This window comes from Streptosporangium sp. NPDC000239, assembly GCF_040300765.1.
Lineage (GTDB): Bacteria > Actinomycetota > Actinomycetes > Streptosporangiales > Streptosporangiaceae > Streptosporangium.
Genome location: NZ_JBEPEI010000003.1, coordinates 384,052 through 401,092, shown reverse-complemented (window position 1 = coordinate 401,092; position 17,041 = coordinate 384,052). Strand labels below are relative to the sequence as shown.

Sequence of the window (17,041 nt, the reverse complement as noted above, 5' to 3'; positions counted from 1 at the left end):
TCTCTTTGCGACGCCTGGCGGCGTCGCGGGCTTGGGCGCCCTGAGCCGACGCTTTCCCTCGTCGCTCATCCGCTTCGCTCCTTCGCTCCTCAGTCCAAGCGTCGGCGCGCCCAAGCCGGACACTCCTCACGCACGGCACCGGTAAGGCCCAAGCCGAAACTCCTCACGCTTGGGGCCGAGGGGCCGGTCCGACCTTTTCGACGCCCGGAGTGAGGGTTTGATCTTGTGCTTTCCGGCGCCGTGCGTGAGGGGTTTCGGCTTGGGCGCGTCGGTGTCTGGACTGAGGAGTGAGGGAGCGCAGCGGACGAACGACGAGGGAAGACACCGACCCGGGGCGCCCAAGCCCGCGACGCCGAAGGCGTCGCAAAGAGACACCGTCACGCGGAGAGGCGAAGGTCCTGGGAGGCCTCCAGGGCTCTGGTGAGGGCGTTCGTGCCCTCGGCGAGTTCCTCGGCGGTCACCGAGAGGGCGGGGCGCAGCCGTACCGACTGGTCGCCGCAGGGCAGGACCAGCACGCCCTCCTCGCGCCTGAGCCTGGCGACCAGGCGGTCGCGGGCGGTGGTGTCCGGCAGGTCGAAGGCGCACATGAGGCCGCGACCCCTGGCGTTGCGGACCAGGCCGGGGAAGCGGGCCTGGATCTTCTGCAGCGAGGTGAGCAGGTCCTGACCGAGTTCGCCCGCGCGGGTGATCAGGTCGTCGCGTTCGATGATCTCCAGCATCCTGCGGGAACGGACCATGTCGACCAGGCCGCCACCCCAGGTCGAGTTGATCCGGCCGCTGACGCGGAACACGTTGTCGGGCACCTGGTCGACCCTGCGGCCGGCCATGATCCCGCCGACCTGGATCTTCTTGGCGAAGGCCACGATGTCGGGGCGCAGGCCGAGTTGCTGGTGCGCCCACGGGGTCCCGGTGACCCCGGCGCCCGTCTGTACCTCGTCCATGACGAACAGGGCGTCGTACTCGTGGCACATGCGTTCCATGGCCTGCAGGAACTCGGGGCGCATGTGGTTGTCGCCGCCCTCGCCCTGGATGGGCTCGGCGATGAAGCAGGCGATGTCGTGCGGGTGGCGTTCGAAGGCGGCCCGCGCCTGGGCCAGTGCCCGCGTCTCGGCCGCCTCGACGTTCCCGAAGTGGATGGCGGGCACCTCGATCCTGGGCCAGTCGAACATCGGGAAGCGGTCGGTCTTGACCGGGTCGGTGTTGGTCAGGGAGAGGGTGTAGCCGCTGCGGCCGTGGAAGGCGCGGGTGAGGTGGAGCACCCTGGTGCCGAGGCTCCTGGGACGGCCCGCCGCCTCGTTGCGCCGGCTCTTCCAGTCGAAGGCGCACTTCAGCGCGTTCTCCACGGCCAGGGCCCCGCCTTCGACGAAGAACAGGTGCGGGAGTTCCGGGTCGCCGAGCACGCGGTCGAACGTCTCGACGAAGTCGGCGAGGTGGCCGGTGTAGAGGTCGGAGTTGGCGGGTTTGTTGGCGGCGATCCTGCCGAGCAGGGCCAGGAACTCGGGGTCGTCGTCGAAGGGGTTCAGGCCCAGCGGCGCCGAGGCGAAGAAGGTGTAGAAGTCCAGGTAGCGGCGATCCGTCCGGGCGTCGACGAGCCGGGAGCCCTTGCTCCGGTCGAGGTCGAGGACCAGCCGGTAGCCGTCCACGAGCAGATGTCGAGCGAGGCGGTCGTGCACGTCCATGTCCCCTCCACAGGTCTCCCCCATAGCGATTCGAAGGGATTATTCCCCGTAAATGACACTTCTATATGGAGACATTACGCGGAGAAGCTGATTTTTCGGGAGATTGTCCTGGATCACACGACGCGAGGGGTGCCCGAAGGCCCTCGCCACCGGGAGGCGAGCCCCTTGATCCGGAAGGACAGCGCCACCAGGGCGATGCCGTACAGGATGGCCATGATGCCGATGAGCCAGACGAGGGCCAGCGCGCCAGGAGCCGGCCGGATGAACAGCAGGACGCCGAACAGCACCGAGAGCGCGCCGCTGATGACGAACATCCATTCGTTCGCCGCGGTCCCGCGCAGCCTGATCCCCGCCACGATCTCCAGGACGCCGGTGACGACGGCCCAGGCCGCGATGAAGAACAGCAGGACCAGGGCCGTGATGCCCGGCCAGACGAAGACCGCGACGCCCGTCAGGATGCTGACGACGCCGTAGAAGATCATCCATCCCCGGGAACCGAGGCCCGCTCCCCTGCCCGCGCCGAACAGGGCGAAGACACCGTCCACGATGGCGTAGGCGCCGAAGACGACGACCAGGGCGAGGACGGTGATGGCGGGCCAGATCAGCGCCAGCACGCCGAACAGGATCGCGCAGACACCACGGACCAGATACACCCACCAGGTGCGTGCCAGCTCTTCCATGTGACCTCCCCGTTCCTCGGGGATTCCTATCCGGCAACAGGACAAGACGAGACCACCGGCCGGTTAAATCGGGTTATCGTGCGATCAATTCGTCGAGCCGCCAGAAGGAATGATCGATGTCGTTTCGTGAATCCGCCGCCGACATGCGGGACGAGCTGGTCCGCCTCAGGCACTCCCTGCACCGGGAGCCCGAGCTGGGCCTCGACCTGCCGCGCACCCAGGAGAAGGTGCTGGAGGCGATCTCCGGTCTCCCTCTGGAGGTACGGCTCGGCGAACGGCTCAGCTCCGTCACCGCGGTGCTGCGCGGAGCCCTTCCCGGCCCGACCGTCCTGCTGCGGGGTGACATGGACGCCCTGCCGGTCTCCGAACGCCCCGGGGCGGGCGGGGTGACGGCCTCGCGGTTCGAGGGCAGGATGCACGCCTGCGGTCACGACCTGCACACCACCATGCTGGCCGGGGCCGCGCACCTGCTGTCCGCGGGGCGCGACCGGCTCGCCGGGAACGTGGTCTTCATGTTCCAGCCCGGCGAGGAGGGGCACGACGGGGCCAAACTCATGATCGAGGAGGGAACGCTCGACGCGGCGGGCGAACGTCCTGTCGCGGCCTACGCCCTGCACGTGACCAGCGCGATGCTTCCGCAGGGGACGTTCCTCACCAAGGGTGGCCCGATGATGTCGGCCATCGACGAGCTGACGGTGACCGTGCGCGGCGCGGGCGGTCACGGCTCGACGCCGCACCGCGCCAAGGACCCCGTCCCCGCCGCGTGCGAGATGGTCCTGGCGCTGCAGTCCATGGTGACGCGGAGCTTCGACGTCTTCGACCCGGTGGTGGTCACCGTCGGCAGCTTCCACGCGGGCACGGTCAGCAACGTGATTCCCGAGGAGGCCCGCTTCGCGGTGACGATCAGGTCGTTCTCCCCGTCCGCGCGGGAGCGGCTCCAGGAACGGACGGTCACCCTGGTCAGGGGCATCGCCGCGGCCCACGGGCTGGACGTCGAGGCCGACTACCAGGGGATCTATCCGGTCACGGTCAACGACGCCGGCGAGGCCCGCTTCGTCGCCGAGACCGTCAGGGAGGTCTACGGCGAGCAGCGCTTCCGGCAGGCGGCGAACCCGTTCACCGGCTCCGAGGACTTCTCCTACGTCTGCGACCAGATCCCCTCGGTGTTCGTCGCGCTCGGCGCGTGCCCGGCCGACCGTGATCCGGAGCGGGCCGCCTACAACCACGCCCCGGACGCGGAGTTCGACGACGCGGTGCTGCCCGACGGGGCCGCGCTCTACGCCGAACTCGCGGCGCGCCGCCTGGCCGGTGCCACGGCCTGAGCAGCGGCTCAAACAGTGGCCTGGACCGGTCGCCTTCTTGTGACCGGTTCAGGCCTCGCCGACGATCCGGACACCGACCGTGCCGTGCTCGCCCCTGCGGAACCTGCTGACGATCATCAGGACCCTGGCGAACAGGCCGTACTTCCGCAGGATCAGCCGGCGCACCCGCTCGGTCTCCTCCGCGGGCAGCACCGAGGCCCGTCCCTCGACCTGCTCGCCCCGCGTGTTGCCCCGCACGTCGCAGGCCGCCAGGACGACGCGCGGATCGGCGTTCAGGCGTCTGACCTTGCCCGAGGAGGCGACCGTCCAGACGACCAGCCCCTCGCCGTCCGGCGCGACCCACACGGGGGTGGGCACCGCGGCCCCGTTCCTCCTGAAGGTCGTCACGGAGACATAGCGCTCGGCCGCGAGCTCCTTGATCGTCGTCATGTACGGCACCCTACGCCGCCGTGTAGACCACCAGGAAGACCGCGGCGTACTGCACGAGGTAGGCGGCGACGGTGAGGGCGTGGAAGACCTCGTGGAAGCCGAACCAGCGGGGCGAGGGGTCGGGGCGGCGTGTGCCGTACACGACTCCGCCCGCGGTGTAGAGCAGGCCGCCGGTCAGGACGAGGGCGACCGCGACGGCCCCGGCGCCCGCGAGCAGCTGGGGGAGGACGAGGGCGGCCGTCCAGCCGAGGGCGATGTAGAGCGCCGTGGACAGCCAGCGGGGGGCCGAGGTCCACAGCACCTTGAACAGCACGCCCGCGAGGGCTCCCGTCCAGACCACGGCCAGGACCGCGGTCCTGGCCGGGCCGTCGAGGGCGAGCATCGCGAAGGGCGTGTGGGTGCCCGCGATGATCAGGAAGATGTTGGCGTGGTCGAGGCGGCGCAGCACCCCGGCCAGGCGCGGGGAGAGGGTGCTCCGGTGGTAGGTGGCCGAGACGCCGAAGAGCAGGCCGGAGGTGACGGCGTAGACGGCCGCCGCCAGCCGGGCCTGGAGGGTCGGCCCCAGGGCGACGAGAACGAATCCGGCGATGAGGGAGACGGGCAGGGCTCCGGCGTGCAACCAGCCCCGCAGGCGGGGCTTGGCGGCCCCGGGGAGAGCGAGGCCCTCGGCGGTGGTCGTGACCATGAACCTACGCTAGCGTAGGTTACGTCTCCGTAGGTTGTGATCTGCCCGACATCGTCACAGGGCTCTGAGGAACCTGGCCGCGACGGGGACCGCCGCCTCCCCGCCGTTCTCGACGAGGACGGCGAAGGCCAGGTCGCCCCGGTAGCCGACGAACCAGGCGTGTTCCCGCCCGTCCGCCGCCCGCGCGGTGCCCGCCTTGCCCGCCGTACCCGGAGGGAGGCCGCGGGTTCCGTCGGCGGACACGGCGCCGTCGGAGGTCCCGGTGGTGTCGGCGACGGCCGCCCGCATCATGGACCGCAGGGCGGTGACCGTGGCCTCCGGTAACGAGGCCCGCCGGGAGACCTGCCGCACCCGCGACGACCGGCTGGGGACCAGCACCGGCCCGTGCCAGGAACCGTCCTGTACGGCCGCCGCGACCAGCGCCATGCACAGCGGGCTCGCCACGACCGAGCCCTGCCCGATGGCGTCCGAGGCCAGTTCGTCGACGTCGCCGGGCGGCGTGATCCTGCCACAGGACTCGCCGAGGCCGGGCACCTCCGCGTTGAAGCCGAACAGCTCGGCCGCCCGCACCAGGCCCCGGCCGTTCGAGGGCAGGTGGGCCGCCGCCTGCTCGACGAAGGCCGTGTCGCACGACAGCGCGAAGGCCGTCGTCAGGGTGACCGCCTCCGAGGCCGGGTGGTCGGCGGCGTTGCGGAAGATCCTGCCCTTGGGGGGCGTGTAGGTCCGCGGGCAGCCGACCCGTGTCGCCGGGGTGAGCCCCTCGGAGAGCAGGGCGGTCGCGGTGACCACCTTGAACGCGGGGCCGGGGGGATACAGTCCGCGGAAGGCGCTCTGCCCGCCGTTGCCCTCGCCCAGCCGGTCGGCCACCGCCAGGACCTCCCCGGTGCCTGGCCGTACCGCGACGATGGCGGCGGGGTGGCCGACACCGTCGAGCGCCCGCGCCGCGGCGGCCTGGACGGGGCGGGACAGGCTCGTCCTGAGCTTTTTGACGTGCGGCGGCCGGAAGACGGCCAGTTCCCTCTTGCTCCCGTCCGCCGCCGTCGCCTCAAGGGCGTAGCCGGTGGTCTCCTCGGCTCCCGCGCCGAACAGCCCGCGGTAGCCCTCCGCCCCGCTGTCTTGCGGCAGCGGCGCCCCCGAACCGGTGACCGGTTCGGTCTCCGGCGCGGGGATCTCCTTGAAGGCGATCCTGCCGCCGCCCGCCAGCGCCGGGTGGAGCGTCTCCGGCAGCCACACCACCCTCCAGCGGCCCTCACGCAGGACCATCCGCAGCGTCGACTCGAACGGCCAGTCGCCGAGGTTCCTGACCTTCCTGACGCCGTGGAAGGGTAACTCCGCGTGCAGGCCGTCCCCGCGCACCAGCGTGCCCGGGACGAGTCTCACCGACTCGATGTCCAGGTCCTGGGCGAAGTCCAGATGCCGCTGGGCGAAGTCGGCGGGCGGCGAGACGACCATCCGGCCCATCTCGCTGAGGTCGCCGTCCTGCCAGGAGGCCAGGTAGGCGCGGCCCGTCTCCTCGGGCCCCGGGCCCACGGCGCGCACCTGCGCGCCGGTCGGCCGCAGCAGCACGTAGACGCCCGCGCCGATCATGATGAGCACGACGGCGACGAGCACGAGGACCGGTCGAGTACGCATACGGTTTCTCCCAGATGTGTCCTCTCGGTTGTACAGGAACAGAAGTGGAAAGTGGGGCAAAAGTGATCAGGCGGAAACCGGAGGGGCCGATGCCCGGCCGCTATCCGGTGAGCTTCGGCGAGGTCGACCTGCTGGAGGACCTGGACAGGCCCTCGGGGTGGGTCGTCTCCAAGGAGGGCGTGCCCCAGTCCTACGTCGACCTGGAGGACCCCACCTACCTCGACTTCGAGTACGTCCAGCTGATGGCCGTCGTGGTCGACCTGCTTCCCGAGGGACCTCTCGACGCCGTGCACGTGGGAGGTTGCGCGTGCACCCTGCCCCGCTACGTGGCGGCGACCAGGCCCGGGTCCCGGCAGATCGTCGTGGAGCCGGACGCCGGTCTGGTCCAGCTGGTCAGGGACCAGCTCAGGCTCAAGTCGGTGCCCCGGCTCAAGGTCAGGATCCTCGACGGCCGTACGGCCACCGCCGCCCTGCCCGACGCCTCGGCCGACCTGCTCGTGCTCGACGCGTTCAGCGGCGCCACGATGCCGCTCGACCTGGCGAGCGTCGAGTACATGGCCGAGGTCGCGCGCGTCCTGCGGCCCGCGGGGACGCTGGTCGTCAACGTCGCCGACGGCAAGGGGCTCGCCTTCGCGCGCAGGGTGCTGGCCACGATCGGCGGTTCCTTCGGCCATGTCGCCCTGCTCGGTGAGCCCGGCATCATGCGGGGGCGGCGTTTCGGCAACCTCATCGTCGCCGCCTCCCGCGTCGCGCTGCCGTACGCCGACCTGACCCGCAGGGCCGCGAGCGGCCTGACCGTGGCCCGCTGCCTGTCCGGGGAGGAGCTGACCAGGTTCGTCGCCGGGGCGAGGCCGTTGCGTGACGGCGACCCGGTGGTCGTGCCGGTGCCGCCGCCCGAGGTCTTCGGCTGAGACCGTCGGCCGGGGCCTTCGGCCGGAGAACTCAGGCGGGCACCCAGGCCCGTACCGCCGTGCCCTCCCCCGGGGCGCTGGCCAGCCTCAGCCCACCGCCGAGGGCGTTCATCCGGTCCGCGAGCGCGGCCAGTCCCCCGCGGTCCGCCGTGGCCGGTTCGAACCCTCTGCCGTCGTCGGAGACCACGGCCTGCAGCCTCCCCTCCTCCAGCGACAGCCGTACCTCGATCCTGGAGGCGGAGGCGTGTTTGAGCGCGTTGGCGATGGACTCGCTCACCGTGAAGTACAGCGCGCCCTCGACCTCGTCGGGGAAGCGGCGCGCGCGCAGCCCGGGGTCCGCGATCACCGTGGTGGTCGTCGGCAGCCGTGAGCAGCGCTCCTCGACCGCCTCGACCAGCCCGCCCTGGCTGAGCACGGACGGATGGATGCCCGCCGCCAGCTCCCGCAGGTCGGTCAGGGTCTGCCTGGCCTCCTCGCGCAGCAGGGTCATGGTCCGCGCGTCCCCACCCGTCGCCCGCGCCAGCTCCAGGCCCGCGATCAGCGCGACGAGCTGCTGCTGCACCCCGTCGTGGATGTTGCGCTCGATCCGCCGCCGCTCGGCCTCCTGGGCGTTGACCAGCCTGGCGGCCAGCCCCACGCTCTGGATCGCCAGGCCGACCGGCACCGCCAGCGCCCCGAGCAGCCTGCGGTCCTCCGAGGTCAGCCGCCCCACCGTCTTCGGGCCGCACACGATGCGCCCGAGCCCGGCGGGAACCGTGAGCGCGGCCTCGCCGTCCTCCTCGCCCGCGACGACCCGCGTGCCGTCCGCCAGCTCCACGGCCGCCCAGCTGGTCTCCAGCCCCGCCCGTACGGCCCCCGCCAGCCTGCCCAGTTGCTCGACCGGCTCGGTCTCCTCAAGCGACGGGCCGAGTTCGGTCAGCAGCTCGTCGACCGTCGGTCTGAGGTCGAAGACCAGGAAGATCCGGTGTCCCCTGATGCCGATCCTGATGTCGAGGAGCTGGTGCCTGAACACGGTCATGGTGATCACGATGGGCAGCGCGGCGATGGAGGTGAACAACCCCAGCCCCAGGCCGGCGCCGTAATCGCTGGGCCCGAAGAACGTGATCAGCAGGAACCCGCCCAGGGTGCCCGTGAGCCCGGCGATCATCCAGCGGAGCACGCGGCGCCCCGCGACGTCGGCACGCCACCAGCGCAGTACCAGGGAGACCAGCACGGCCAGCGCGACCAGGTAGACCACCCCCTGCCCCACCGCGCCCGCCAGGGCGGCGACCAGGCCGGGTGTGCCCTTGAGACCGATCGGGTTGCCCCTGGCGAAAATGGACTCGTAGACCGCGTCCGCGCCCAGCAGAAGACCCGCCCAGTGGACCGTGATCGCCACCGCCGCGATCCACGCCCCGACCCGCCAGCGGGGTGAGGGCAGGCGGCCGTCGGGGAAGAGCAGCGGGACGAAGACCCAGGTCAGCCCGTAGAAGACGGTGAAGAGCGAGCTCAGCACGACGGCGACGACGGCCAGTGGTCCCCGCAGCGTGGGGTCACTGATCAGCAGGCCCGCCCCGAACGCGCCGAGCCCCAGGCAGTCGGCGGCGACGAGCAGCAGCCAGCCGTAGACGTTGTCCGGCCGTCTGGCCGCGATGAGCCAGCCGACCGTGGGCGTGATCAGGCATACGGCGACGAACGCCCACACGCTCAGCGGCACGGGGAAGCCGGTCTCCAGCACCCCGCCGGCGACGATGCCGCCCGCGGCCACGGCGGCCATCGCCCCGGCGAGGGCGGCGGGCGGAATCACACGGGTCATGACCGCAGCCTGCCGCCCGGGACGGGGCGCCGTCCATGAGGTTGTCCACACATCCGATGCAGTCTGCCTCACCTCGGGAAACGGAGGACGGCCGGGTGTTCCCGCAGGTCCCGCCGTCCCTACCTTCGAATCGAGGCCGCCGAGGGTGCGGCCGGAAGAACCCGCCTCCCACCAAGGAGATCCTCGTGAGACCGCCGTTCAGATCGACGCGCATGCTCGCCCTCGCCCTCGCCGCGACCGTCGTTCCGGTGAGCACCGTGGCCGCCGGAGGGCAGAGCGTGGCCGCCACCTCTTCCGTAACCCTTTCCGAGACCGCTCTGACGGTCGCCGCCGCCCCCCGGATCCCGGACACCCCGGCGGGCAGGCAGCTGACCTGGCTCCTCGACGCGCTGTCCCGCACCCCCCTGCCCGAGAGCGAGCTGCGGGAGCACTTCGCGGCCGGCTTCCTGCAGGAGGTCCCCCCCGACGAGATCAACAAGTTCGTCGCCGCACTCAAGGGGCTGACGCTGCAGACCCTGAACGAGGCCGACCCCACGTCGCTGTACGGCACGGCGAAGCTCGGCGGCGAGGACTACGTCGTCACGCTCTCCGTGGACGACGACGGGAAGATCAACAGCCTGCGGGTCCAACAGCCGCAGCCCCTGCCGCCCGGCCCGAAGAACTGGCGGGAGCTGGACGCCCGGATGCGTTCGGTCGCACCGAACGTCGGCTTCCTCGCCGCCGAGATCGACTCCCGGGGACGGTGCCAGGTCGTGCACGGCGTGAACGTGGACAAGCCCAGGCCGCTCGGCTCGATCTTCAAGCTCTACGTGCTGGGCGCGGTGGCCGAGAAGGTCCGCGACGGCAAGCTCAGCTGGGACACCGAGCTCACGATCAAGCCGGAGTGGAAGAGCCCCAGCGAGGGCGGCCTGTGGGAGCGCCCGGACAACAGCAAGGTCACCGTGCGCGAGGCCGCCAAGCTGATGATCTCGATCAGCGACAACACCGCGGCCGACATCCTCATCCACACCGTCGGCCGCAGGGCCGTCGAGGCCAAGGTCCGCCAGTGGTCCGACCACCCCAAGCCGAACATCCCCTTCCTGACCACCAGGGAGCTCTTCCTGCTCAAGGGGATCGACCACCCCCGGCAGGCCAGGACCTACCTGGGCCTCAGCACCGCCAAGAAGCGGAAGTACCTGCGTGACGTCGTCGCCAAGCAGGACGGCTCCGGCATGAAGCCGTGGACCACGCCCCGCGAGGTCGACACGATCGAGTGGTTCGGCTCCCCGCGTGACATCTGCCGCGCCTACGTGGGCCTGAGCAGGCTGAACTCCAAGACCCTGAACGAGACGCTGTCCGGCTTCGACGGCCTGGGCCTCGACGCCAAGAAGTGGCCGACCGTCTGGTTCAAGGGCGGCTCGGAGCCCGGCCTGCTGGACCTGGCCTACCTCGGGCGTTCGGCCTCGGGGAAGACCTACGTCGTCACCGCGCTGGCCTACGACAAGAGGAAGGCCCTCCCCGAGGAGCGGGTCGCCCCCCAGATGGTCTCCCTCGTCAAGGGCTCCTTCTCCCTGGTCGGGTCCAGGTAGCCCGTCGCCGGGACCGCGGTCAGGCCGTGGTCCCGGCGTCCACGGTGACGGAGGTTCCGGTGATGTTGCGCGCGCCGGGCCCGGCCAGGTGCGCCACGGTCGCGGCGATGTCGTCGGGGTCGCAGTAGCGGCCGAGCGCCGTGTAGGAGCGCTCCTCCTCCGCGTCCGGCCCGTCCGCCGGGTTCATGTCGGTGTCGGTCGAGCCGGGGTGGACGAGGTTGACGGTGATGCCCCGGGGCCCGAGGTCACGGGCCAGTCCCTTGGTGAACCCGATGAGCGCGGACTTGCTCATCGAGTACAGCGTCCAGCCGGGCGAGGTCACCCGCTCGACCAGGCTGCTGCCGATGCTGATGATCCGCCCGCCGTCCCCCATGTGCCGGACCGCCGCCTGGGCCAGCAGGAACGACGCCCTCGCGTGGACGGCCAGCGTCCGGTCCACCTCCTCCAGGGTGAAGTCCTCGATCGGGCCGTAGGGGGCGATCCCGGCGTTGTTCACCAGGATGTCCAGCCCGCCCAGTGTGGAGACGGTGCGCTCGACCGCCTCCGCCAGCGCCGTCGCGTCGGTCGCCTCGGCGGGTACGGCGAGGCCCCGGCCACCGGCCGCCTCGATCTCCCGCACCACCTCCCGCGCCTTCTCCCCGGCGCGGGCGTAGGTGATCGCGACGTCCGCGCCCTCGGCCGCCAGCCTGCGTGCGATCGCCGCACCGATGCCGCGGCTGCCTCCGGTGACGAGCGCCACCCGTCCGTTGAGCATGACGTTGCCCCCTCAATACGGAATTGATTCCGTTTCAGACACTAGGCGGAATCGATTCCGGATCGCAAGTCGATAGGGTTGGGGGGTGCCTCGGAGCCGACGACCTCAAGCAGCGGACCCCCCAGCCGGGGATCCCCCGGCCGCGGATGCTTCAACCGCGGACACCCCGTCCGCGGGCGGCTCGGCCGTGGGCGAGCCGGTCACGGGTGACCGGCCGGGCGACAGGCGCGCGGACGCGGCGCGCAACCGTGCGAAGATCCTCGCCGCCGCGGAGGAGATCGTGGCGACCCGGGGCGTCGAGGCACTGGCGATGGCGGACGTGGCCGCCGCGGCGGGTGTCGGCGTCGGCACGCTCTACCGCCGCTTCGGCGACAGGTCCGGCCTCGCCCATGCGCTCATCGACCGGCGGGAGCGGGAGTTCCAGACGACCTATCTGAGCGGCCCGCCCCCGCTCGGTCCCGGCGCGCCCGCCGCCGAACGGATCCGCGCCTTCCTGCGCGCGCTGGCCCGCCGTACGGTCGACCAGCTCGACCTGCTGCTCGTGGCGGAGACCACCGGACCGTTCGCCCGCTTCGGCGGGGCCTACCACGCCTACCACCGCCACCTGGCGATCCTGATCGCCGACGCCCGGCCCGACCGCGACCCGTCCTTCCTGGCCGACGCCCTGCTCGCCCCGCTGGCCGCGAACCTGCTCGCCTACCGGCGAGACCTCACCCTTGACGGCGTCCAGGCTGGACTCGACGACCTCCTGACCGGCGTCCTGCCGGAGTAGCCGCGGCCTTCACGTCGCCGAGGTGCCGTGGGTGGTGGCCAGGTCGAGGAAGAGGGCGCTGGACCAGCCGAAGCCCTGGGTGGCCCGGCAGGCCCGGCCGCCGGTGAGGGGGTTCCAGTACTCGTACAGGCCGCCGCCGTCGTTCACCATCCGCAGCGTCCGTACGGCCAGCTCGTCGGCGGCCTCGGCGAAGCCGGAGCGGCGCAGCCCCTCGACGAGCAGGTGGTTGACGTTGAGCCACACCGGCCCGCGCCACATCGCGTCGGGGTCGAAGTCCGGGTCGTCGAAGGCGACCGTCGGCACCGGGCGTTCGGCCCAGAAGCTCGGCGAGAGCAGGTCGGCGAGGAGCCTCTCCGCGATCGCCTCGGGCAGGCGGCCGGTGAACAGCGGCATCAGCTCAAGCGGGGTACGGCAGGCCACCTCGACCTCCCGGGAGGTCTTGGCCAGGGTGGTGAAGCGCTCGCCGTTCCAGCGCCTGGCGACGAGCAGTTCGACGTGCCCGGCGGCCCGCTCCCGCCACCCGGCCGCCTCCGCCGTACGGCCGAGCGCCTCGGCGATGTCGCCGAGCCGGTCCGCCTGCAGGGCGAGGTAGGAGTTGAGGTCGGGGGGTTCGGCCCTGGGGCCGTGGTCCCAGATCGGGCTGTCGTCCAGGCCGGACGAGTAGGGGTGGAGATACTCGGCCAGCCCGTCCCCGTCGGGGTCGGAGACGGTCAGCCACCACTCGTGGGAGCGGGCGATCGGCTCGTAGACCTCGGCGAGGAAGCCCGGGTCAGGCGCCACCTCGTGGATCTTCCAGACGGCCCAGGCAAGCAGCGGTGGTTTGGTGACCGGCACGACGCCGCCGATCGGCTGCCCGGCCTCACCCGGCTCCGGCCCGCCGACCGCCGTACCGACGTGCTGGGCCAGGCGGGCGTGGTCGGAGCGGGGCAGGTCGGTGGTCTCGGCAAGCACGCCCAGGTCGTGCACCACGTCGGGGACGAGCCCGTCGGGGCGCTGGTGACCGAGCAGGATGCGGATCTGGTCACGGGCCAGTTCGGGGGCGCCGTGGCGCAGGCCGACCGCGTGGAAGCAGGCGTCCCAGTTCCAGACGCCGACGTAGCCGAACTTGGAGGGGACGACGCCCAGCCTGCCCCGCGCCTGAGCGATGGGCAGCAGGTTCACCCCGAGCGTCCACCACGCCTGTTCGGCCCGTTCCCGCAGGTCATCGGGTACGGCGGGCATCCGCCCGAACCACTCCCGCCACCGTGACGCGGCCCGTTCGAGCAGGGTGGGGCCGTCGAGTGTGGAGGCTCCGGTCAGGACCAGCGTCCCCTCGACCGCTCCCCCGCCGCCGTCCCAGACGGCCCGTGCGCCGGAGCCGGTCAGCACCAGCGTCTCCGCGTCGGCGAACACCAGCTCGACGCCGCCCTCGAAGGTGAGCCGGTCGGCGTGGGCCCCCCGTACGGGCAGTTCGACGGCGCCGGAGAACAGCCGCAGGCCGGTCAGCACGGTCGTGTCCGCCAGCCGGGTCTCGTACTCGGCGCGGGCGATCCACAGGGAGCCGTCGTCGGCGGGCATCACCAGCAGCCGGGAGCCCCGGTCGGTGAAGGGGGTCCGCCCCAGGTCGCGTAGCTCGAACGTCATCAGCGTCCTCCCAGGCCGGACATGGCCATGCTGTTGAGGATGCGCCGCTGGCCGATCAGGAAGGCGATCATCATCGGGACGACCGAGATGGCCGAGGCGGCGAGGGTGAGCCCGTACTCGGTCGCGCCGTGCTGTCCGGCGAACTGGCTGACCAGCAGCGGGACGGTGGCCAGCTCGGGCGAGTTCAGGAAGATGAGCGGGAAGAAGAAGCTGTTCCAGCTCGCGAGGAAGACGATGATGCCGAGCGCGCCCATGCCGGGCCTGACGTTGGGCAGCACGATCCGCCAGAAGATCGTCCAGCGGCCCGCCCCGTCGAGACGGGCGGCCTCCTCAAGCTCGATCGGGACCGCCCTGATGAACTGGCGCAGCAGGAAGACCGCGAACGGGTTGACGTAGCCGGGCACGATCAGCGCCAGGTGGGAGTCGATCCAGCCGAGCTTGGAGAGCATCAGGTACAGCGGCACGATCGTCACCTGCGCCGGCACCATCTGGGTCGCCAGGAAGAGCCCGAACAGCAGCCCCGAGCCCCTGAAGCGGATCCTGGCGAAGGCGTAGGCGGCCATCGCCGAGGTCAGCAGGGTCAGCGCCACGTTGAGGACCGCGATGTAGAAGCTGTTCCAGTAGGCCTGGGCGAAGGGCAGCGCGCCGAAGGCGTCGGGGTAGTTCTGCGCCCGCCAGGGGTTGGGCAGCCAGTCCAGGGGCGAGTTGAGCATCTGGTGCGTGCCCTTGAACGACGTCAGCAGCATCCAGACGAACGGGAACAGCATGACGAGCCCGCCGACGGCGAGTGCGACGTGCAGGGCGATCCCGCCCAGGCGGCGGGGCAGGGAGACACCCGTGGGGATCACGGACATGGACGTCCCCCTTTCACGAGTCGTAGTGGACGAAGCGCCGCTGCACTCCGAACTGGACGAGGGTGACCAGCAGCGTCAGCGCGAGCAGGATCAGCGCGGCGGCGCTGCTCATCCCGAACTCGAACCGTTTGAAGCCCAGGTCGTAGACCTGGTAGACGATCGTGCGGGCGCCGTCGTTGTGGTCGGGGTCGACCAGCACGTAGATCTGGTCGAACGCCTGGAAGGAGCTGATCACCGCGACCACGGTCGAGAAGAAGAGGGTCGGGGAGATCATGGGCAGGGTCACCGAGCGGAAGACCCTGATCGGCCCTGCCCCGTCGATGCGGGCGGCCTCGGTCAGCGAGGGCGGGATGGTCTGCAGCCCGGCCAGGAAGATCACCACGTTGAGGCCGAGTGAGGACCAGATGGTCACGACCGCGATGGCGACGATCACCCAGTTCGGGTCTTCGAGCCAGTCGGGCGGCGTGATCCCGAACCAGTCCTGGACGGTCCTGTTCAGCACGCCGTAGTCGCCTCCGGCCAGGATGATCTGCCACATCACCGCGACCGCCACCGAGCTGGTGACGACCGGCATGAAGTAGACGACCCGGTAGAGGGTCTTGCCCCTGACGTGGTTGAGCGCGACGGCGATGAGCAGCGCGAGGCCGAGACCGAACGGGACGGTCAGGAAGGCGAGTTCGACGGTGTTCCAGACGGCCGTGCCGAAGGCGGGGTCGGACAGCTGCGCGGCGAAGTTGTCGAAGCCGACCCAGGACTTCTCGCCGAGCCCGTCCCACTTCATGAAGGCGAGCACGACGGCGAAGCCGAGGGGAAGGACCAGGAAGGCGAGCAGGCCGACGACCTGCGGGGCGAGGAAGAACGCGGCCCACCAGCCGTCCCGGCTCCGCACGCGCGCCGCCGCGCGCGCGGAGCCGGGTTTCGCGGTGGAGCGCGTCTCGGTGACGACGCCTGCCACCGCTAGCCGATCTTGCCGTCGACGAGTGCCTGCAGCTCGGTCATGCCCTGCTCGAAGGGGACCTTGCCCGTCCAGACCTTCAGCAGGTGGTCGTTGATGTCCTTGGTGAGGCCGGGGATCGCCACCTCCTCCGGGTAGTTGGCGAAGCCGGTGTCGCGGACGTCGAGGAAGGTCTGGGCGTGCGCGGGGTAGTCGCCTTCGAGCACGACCTGCTCGGCCCCCTTCACGGACGGTACGGCGCCGCCGCCCTTGAGCCGCAGGAGCTGGCCCTCCTTGCTGACGAACTCGCTCAGGAAGGTGAAGGCCTCCTTGGGGTTGGCGGAGTCCTTGTTCAGCGACAGGTAGGAGGCGGCGACCGCGCCGGGCATCGGCTGGCCCGTCTCGGACGGGAACGGCACGATGTCGTAGTTGGGCAGGTCACCGCCCTTGCGCAGGGAGTCGATCATCCAGCGTCCGCCCGCGTAGAAGCCCGCGGTCCCCTTGAGGAACTGGGTGCTGGCGCCGTTGCTCGCGGGCAGCACGTCGGCCGAAAGGAAGGTCTTGTCGGCGTAGCCCTTGGCGAGGGTCTCCAGGGCCTGGCGGGACTTGGGGTCGGTGGTGGCGACGAACTTCCCGCCGTCCCAGACCTTGCCGCCGAAGCCGCCGATGACGCTGTAGGTGGAGCCGTACCAGTTCCAGAAGATGGACCCGGCCTTGCCCGCCGCCTTGAGCTTGGCGTTCATCTCCAGGTACTTGGCCATGGTCCACTTGCCCGCGGCGTTGAGCTCGGCGGGGTCCTCGGTGATGCCGGCGTCCTTGAGGGCCTTCTTGCCGTACCAGAGGACCTCGGGGTTGGTGTCGTTGGGGACGCCGTAGATCTGGCCGTCCTTCCTGGCGCCGCCGTAGATGCCCTCGAAGAAGTCCTCCGGCTTGCTCTTGCTGTCGGGGCCGGCGAGCTTGTCGTTGAGCGGGGCGAGCACCCCGGCGGCGACGAACTTGCCCACGTTGTCGTCGCCGACGAAGAAGACGTCGGGGGCGGTCTTCGAGGTGAGCTGGGTCAGCAGCTTGGGGTGGTAGTCCTCGTACTTGGGGACGGTCTCCATCTTCAGCACGATGTTCGGGTGGCGCTTCATGAAGTCGTCGTTGAAGCCCTTGAAGAGGGCGACGTCCTCGGCCGAGCCCCAGGTCGACCATCTGATGGTGACCTTCCCTCCCTCCGCGGCGCCGCCGGTCGCGGCCCCGCCGCCACCACCGCCGCCGCTGCCGCTGCACGCCGCGGTCGCGGCGGTCGCGACGAGGGCCGCCGCGGCCAGGAACTTCTTGGACGGGGAAAAGGACACGGTGTGCCTCCTGGAGCTTTCCTTGCGGGGGGTGGGGGTGCTTTTCTCACGAAAAATCAGGCT

The 17,041-nt window shown here is 71.0% G+C and carries 15 protein-coding genes; 4 read left to right on the top strand and 11 right to left on the bottom strand.

The features are described from left to right. Positions 1-377: 377 nt before the first annotated feature. Together lat and ABT340_RS10970 are read right to left on the bottom strand one after the other, a co-directional pair. Positions 378-1,679 carry an L-lysine 6-transaminase gene (gene lat, locus ABT340_RS10975; protein ID WP_352010515.1) on the bottom strand — a complete coding sequence of 434 codons (1,302 nt, stop codon included), beginning with the start codon at positions 1,677-1,679 and terminating at the stop codon, positions 378-380. Positions 1,680-1,792: 113 nt separating this feature from the next. Continuing rightward, entirely contained in the window at positions 1,793-2,359 is a 567-nt protein-coding gene (locus ABT340_RS10970; protein WP_352010514.1) for an HdeD family acid-resistance protein, read from the bottom strand. A 116-nt stretch (positions 2,360-2,475) separates the two neighbouring features. On the opposite strand from ABT340_RS10970, the gene ABT340_RS10965 reads away from it, so the two are divergent. Next, on the top strand, positions 2,476-3,681 hold the full coding sequence (locus ABT340_RS10965; RefSeq protein WP_352010513.1) for a M20 metallopeptidase family protein: 1,206 nt from the start codon (positions 2,476-2,478) through the stop codon (positions 3,679-3,681). A gap of 48 nt (positions 3,682-3,729) precedes the next feature. Here the strand turns inward: ABT340_RS10965 and ABT340_RS10960 are convergent, their stop codons facing one another. The 3 genes from ABT340_RS10960 to ABT340_RS10950 are packed head-to-tail and all read right to left on the bottom strand — an operon-like array spanning position 3,730 to position 6,427. After that, complete coding sequence (locus ABT340_RS10960) at positions 3,730-4,110, bottom strand: PPOX class F420-dependent oxidoreductase (RefSeq protein WP_352010512.1); 381 nt, start codon at positions 4,108-4,110, stop codon at positions 3,730-3,732. A gap of 10 nt (positions 4,111-4,120) precedes the next feature. Next, a complete protein-coding gene (trhA, locus tag ABT340_RS10955; RefSeq protein WP_352010511.1) occupies positions 4,121-4,795 on the bottom strand; it encodes a PAQR family membrane homeostasis protein TrhA in 675 nt (224 codons plus the stop codon). 54 nt (positions 4,796-4,849) lie between these two features. Then, positions 4,850-6,427 (bottom strand): penicillin-binding transpeptidase domain-containing protein, encoded by a 1,578-nt coding sequence (locus ABT340_RS10950; RefSeq protein ID WP_352010510.1) that lies wholly within the window; start codon positions 6,425-6,427, stop codon positions 4,850-4,852. Positions 6,428-6,516: 89 nt separating this feature from the next. On the opposite strand from ABT340_RS10950, the gene ABT340_RS10945 reads away from it, so the two are divergent. Further along, complete coding sequence (locus ABT340_RS10945; protein ID WP_352010509.1) at positions 6,517-7,338, top strand: spermidine synthase; 822 nt, start codon at positions 6,517-6,519, stop codon at positions 7,336-7,338. Between the two features lie 31 nt (positions 7,339-7,369). Here ABT340_RS10945 and ABT340_RS10940 read toward each other — a convergent pair whose 3' ends face one another. Beyond that, positions 7,370-9,133, bottom strand: coding sequence for a sensor histidine kinase (locus ABT340_RS10940; protein ID WP_352010508.1), 1,764 nt, complete (start codon positions 9,131-9,133; stop codon positions 7,370-7,372). 185 nt (positions 9,134-9,318) lie between these two features. Here ABT340_RS10940 and ABT340_RS10935 point away from each other — a divergent pair, with 185 nt between their 5' ends. After that, positions 9,319-10,701 carry a serine hydrolase gene (locus ABT340_RS10935; protein WP_352010507.1) on the top strand — a complete coding sequence of 461 codons (1,383 nt, stop codon included), beginning with the start codon at positions 9,319-9,321 and terminating at the stop codon, positions 10,699-10,701. A 19-nt stretch (positions 10,702-10,720) separates the two neighbouring features. Here ABT340_RS10935 and ABT340_RS10930 read toward each other — a convergent pair whose 3' ends face one another. Further along, on the bottom strand, positions 10,721-11,455 hold the full coding sequence (locus ABT340_RS10930; RefSeq protein ID WP_352010506.1) for an SDR family NAD(P)-dependent oxidoreductase: 735 nt from the start codon (positions 11,453-11,455) through the stop codon (positions 10,721-10,723). A gap of 187 nt (positions 11,456-11,642) precedes the next feature. Between ABT340_RS10930 and ABT340_RS10925 the strand changes: the two genes are divergently transcribed. Continuing rightward, positions 11,643-12,227, top strand: a complete 585-nt coding sequence (locus ABT340_RS10925; protein ID WP_352010505.1) for a TetR family transcriptional regulator — start codon at positions 11,643-11,645, stop codon at positions 12,225-12,227. Between the two features lie 9 nt (positions 12,228-12,236). On the opposite strand, the gene ABT340_RS10920 is transcribed toward ABT340_RS10925, so the two are convergent. The 4 genes from ABT340_RS10920 to ABT340_RS10905 are packed head-to-tail and all read right to left on the bottom strand — an operon-like array spanning position 12,237 to position 16,978. Next, complete coding sequence (locus ABT340_RS10920; protein ID WP_352010504.1) at positions 12,237-13,850, bottom strand: amylo-alpha-1,6-glucosidase; 1,614 nt, start codon at positions 13,848-13,850, stop codon at positions 12,237-12,239. Next, on the bottom strand, positions 13,850-14,704 hold the full coding sequence (locus tag ABT340_RS10915) for a carbohydrate ABC transporter permease (RefSeq protein WP_352010503.1): 855 nt from the start codon (positions 14,702-14,704) through the stop codon (positions 13,850-13,852). Before ABT340_RS10915 ends, ABT340_RS10920 begins: the two co-directional genes overlap by 1 nt. A gap of 13 nt (positions 14,705-14,717) precedes the next feature. Continuing rightward, positions 14,718-15,659, bottom strand: a complete 942-nt coding sequence (locus ABT340_RS10910) for a carbohydrate ABC transporter permease (RefSeq protein WP_352010502.1) — start codon at positions 15,657-15,659, stop codon at positions 14,718-14,720. Between the two features lie 2 nt (positions 15,660-15,661). Further along, on the bottom strand, positions 15,662-16,978 hold the full coding sequence (locus ABT340_RS10905) for an ABC transporter substrate-binding protein (RefSeq protein ID WP_352010501.1): 1,317 nt from the start codon (positions 16,976-16,978) through the stop codon (positions 15,662-15,664). Positions 16,979-17,041: the final 63 nt, after the last annotated feature.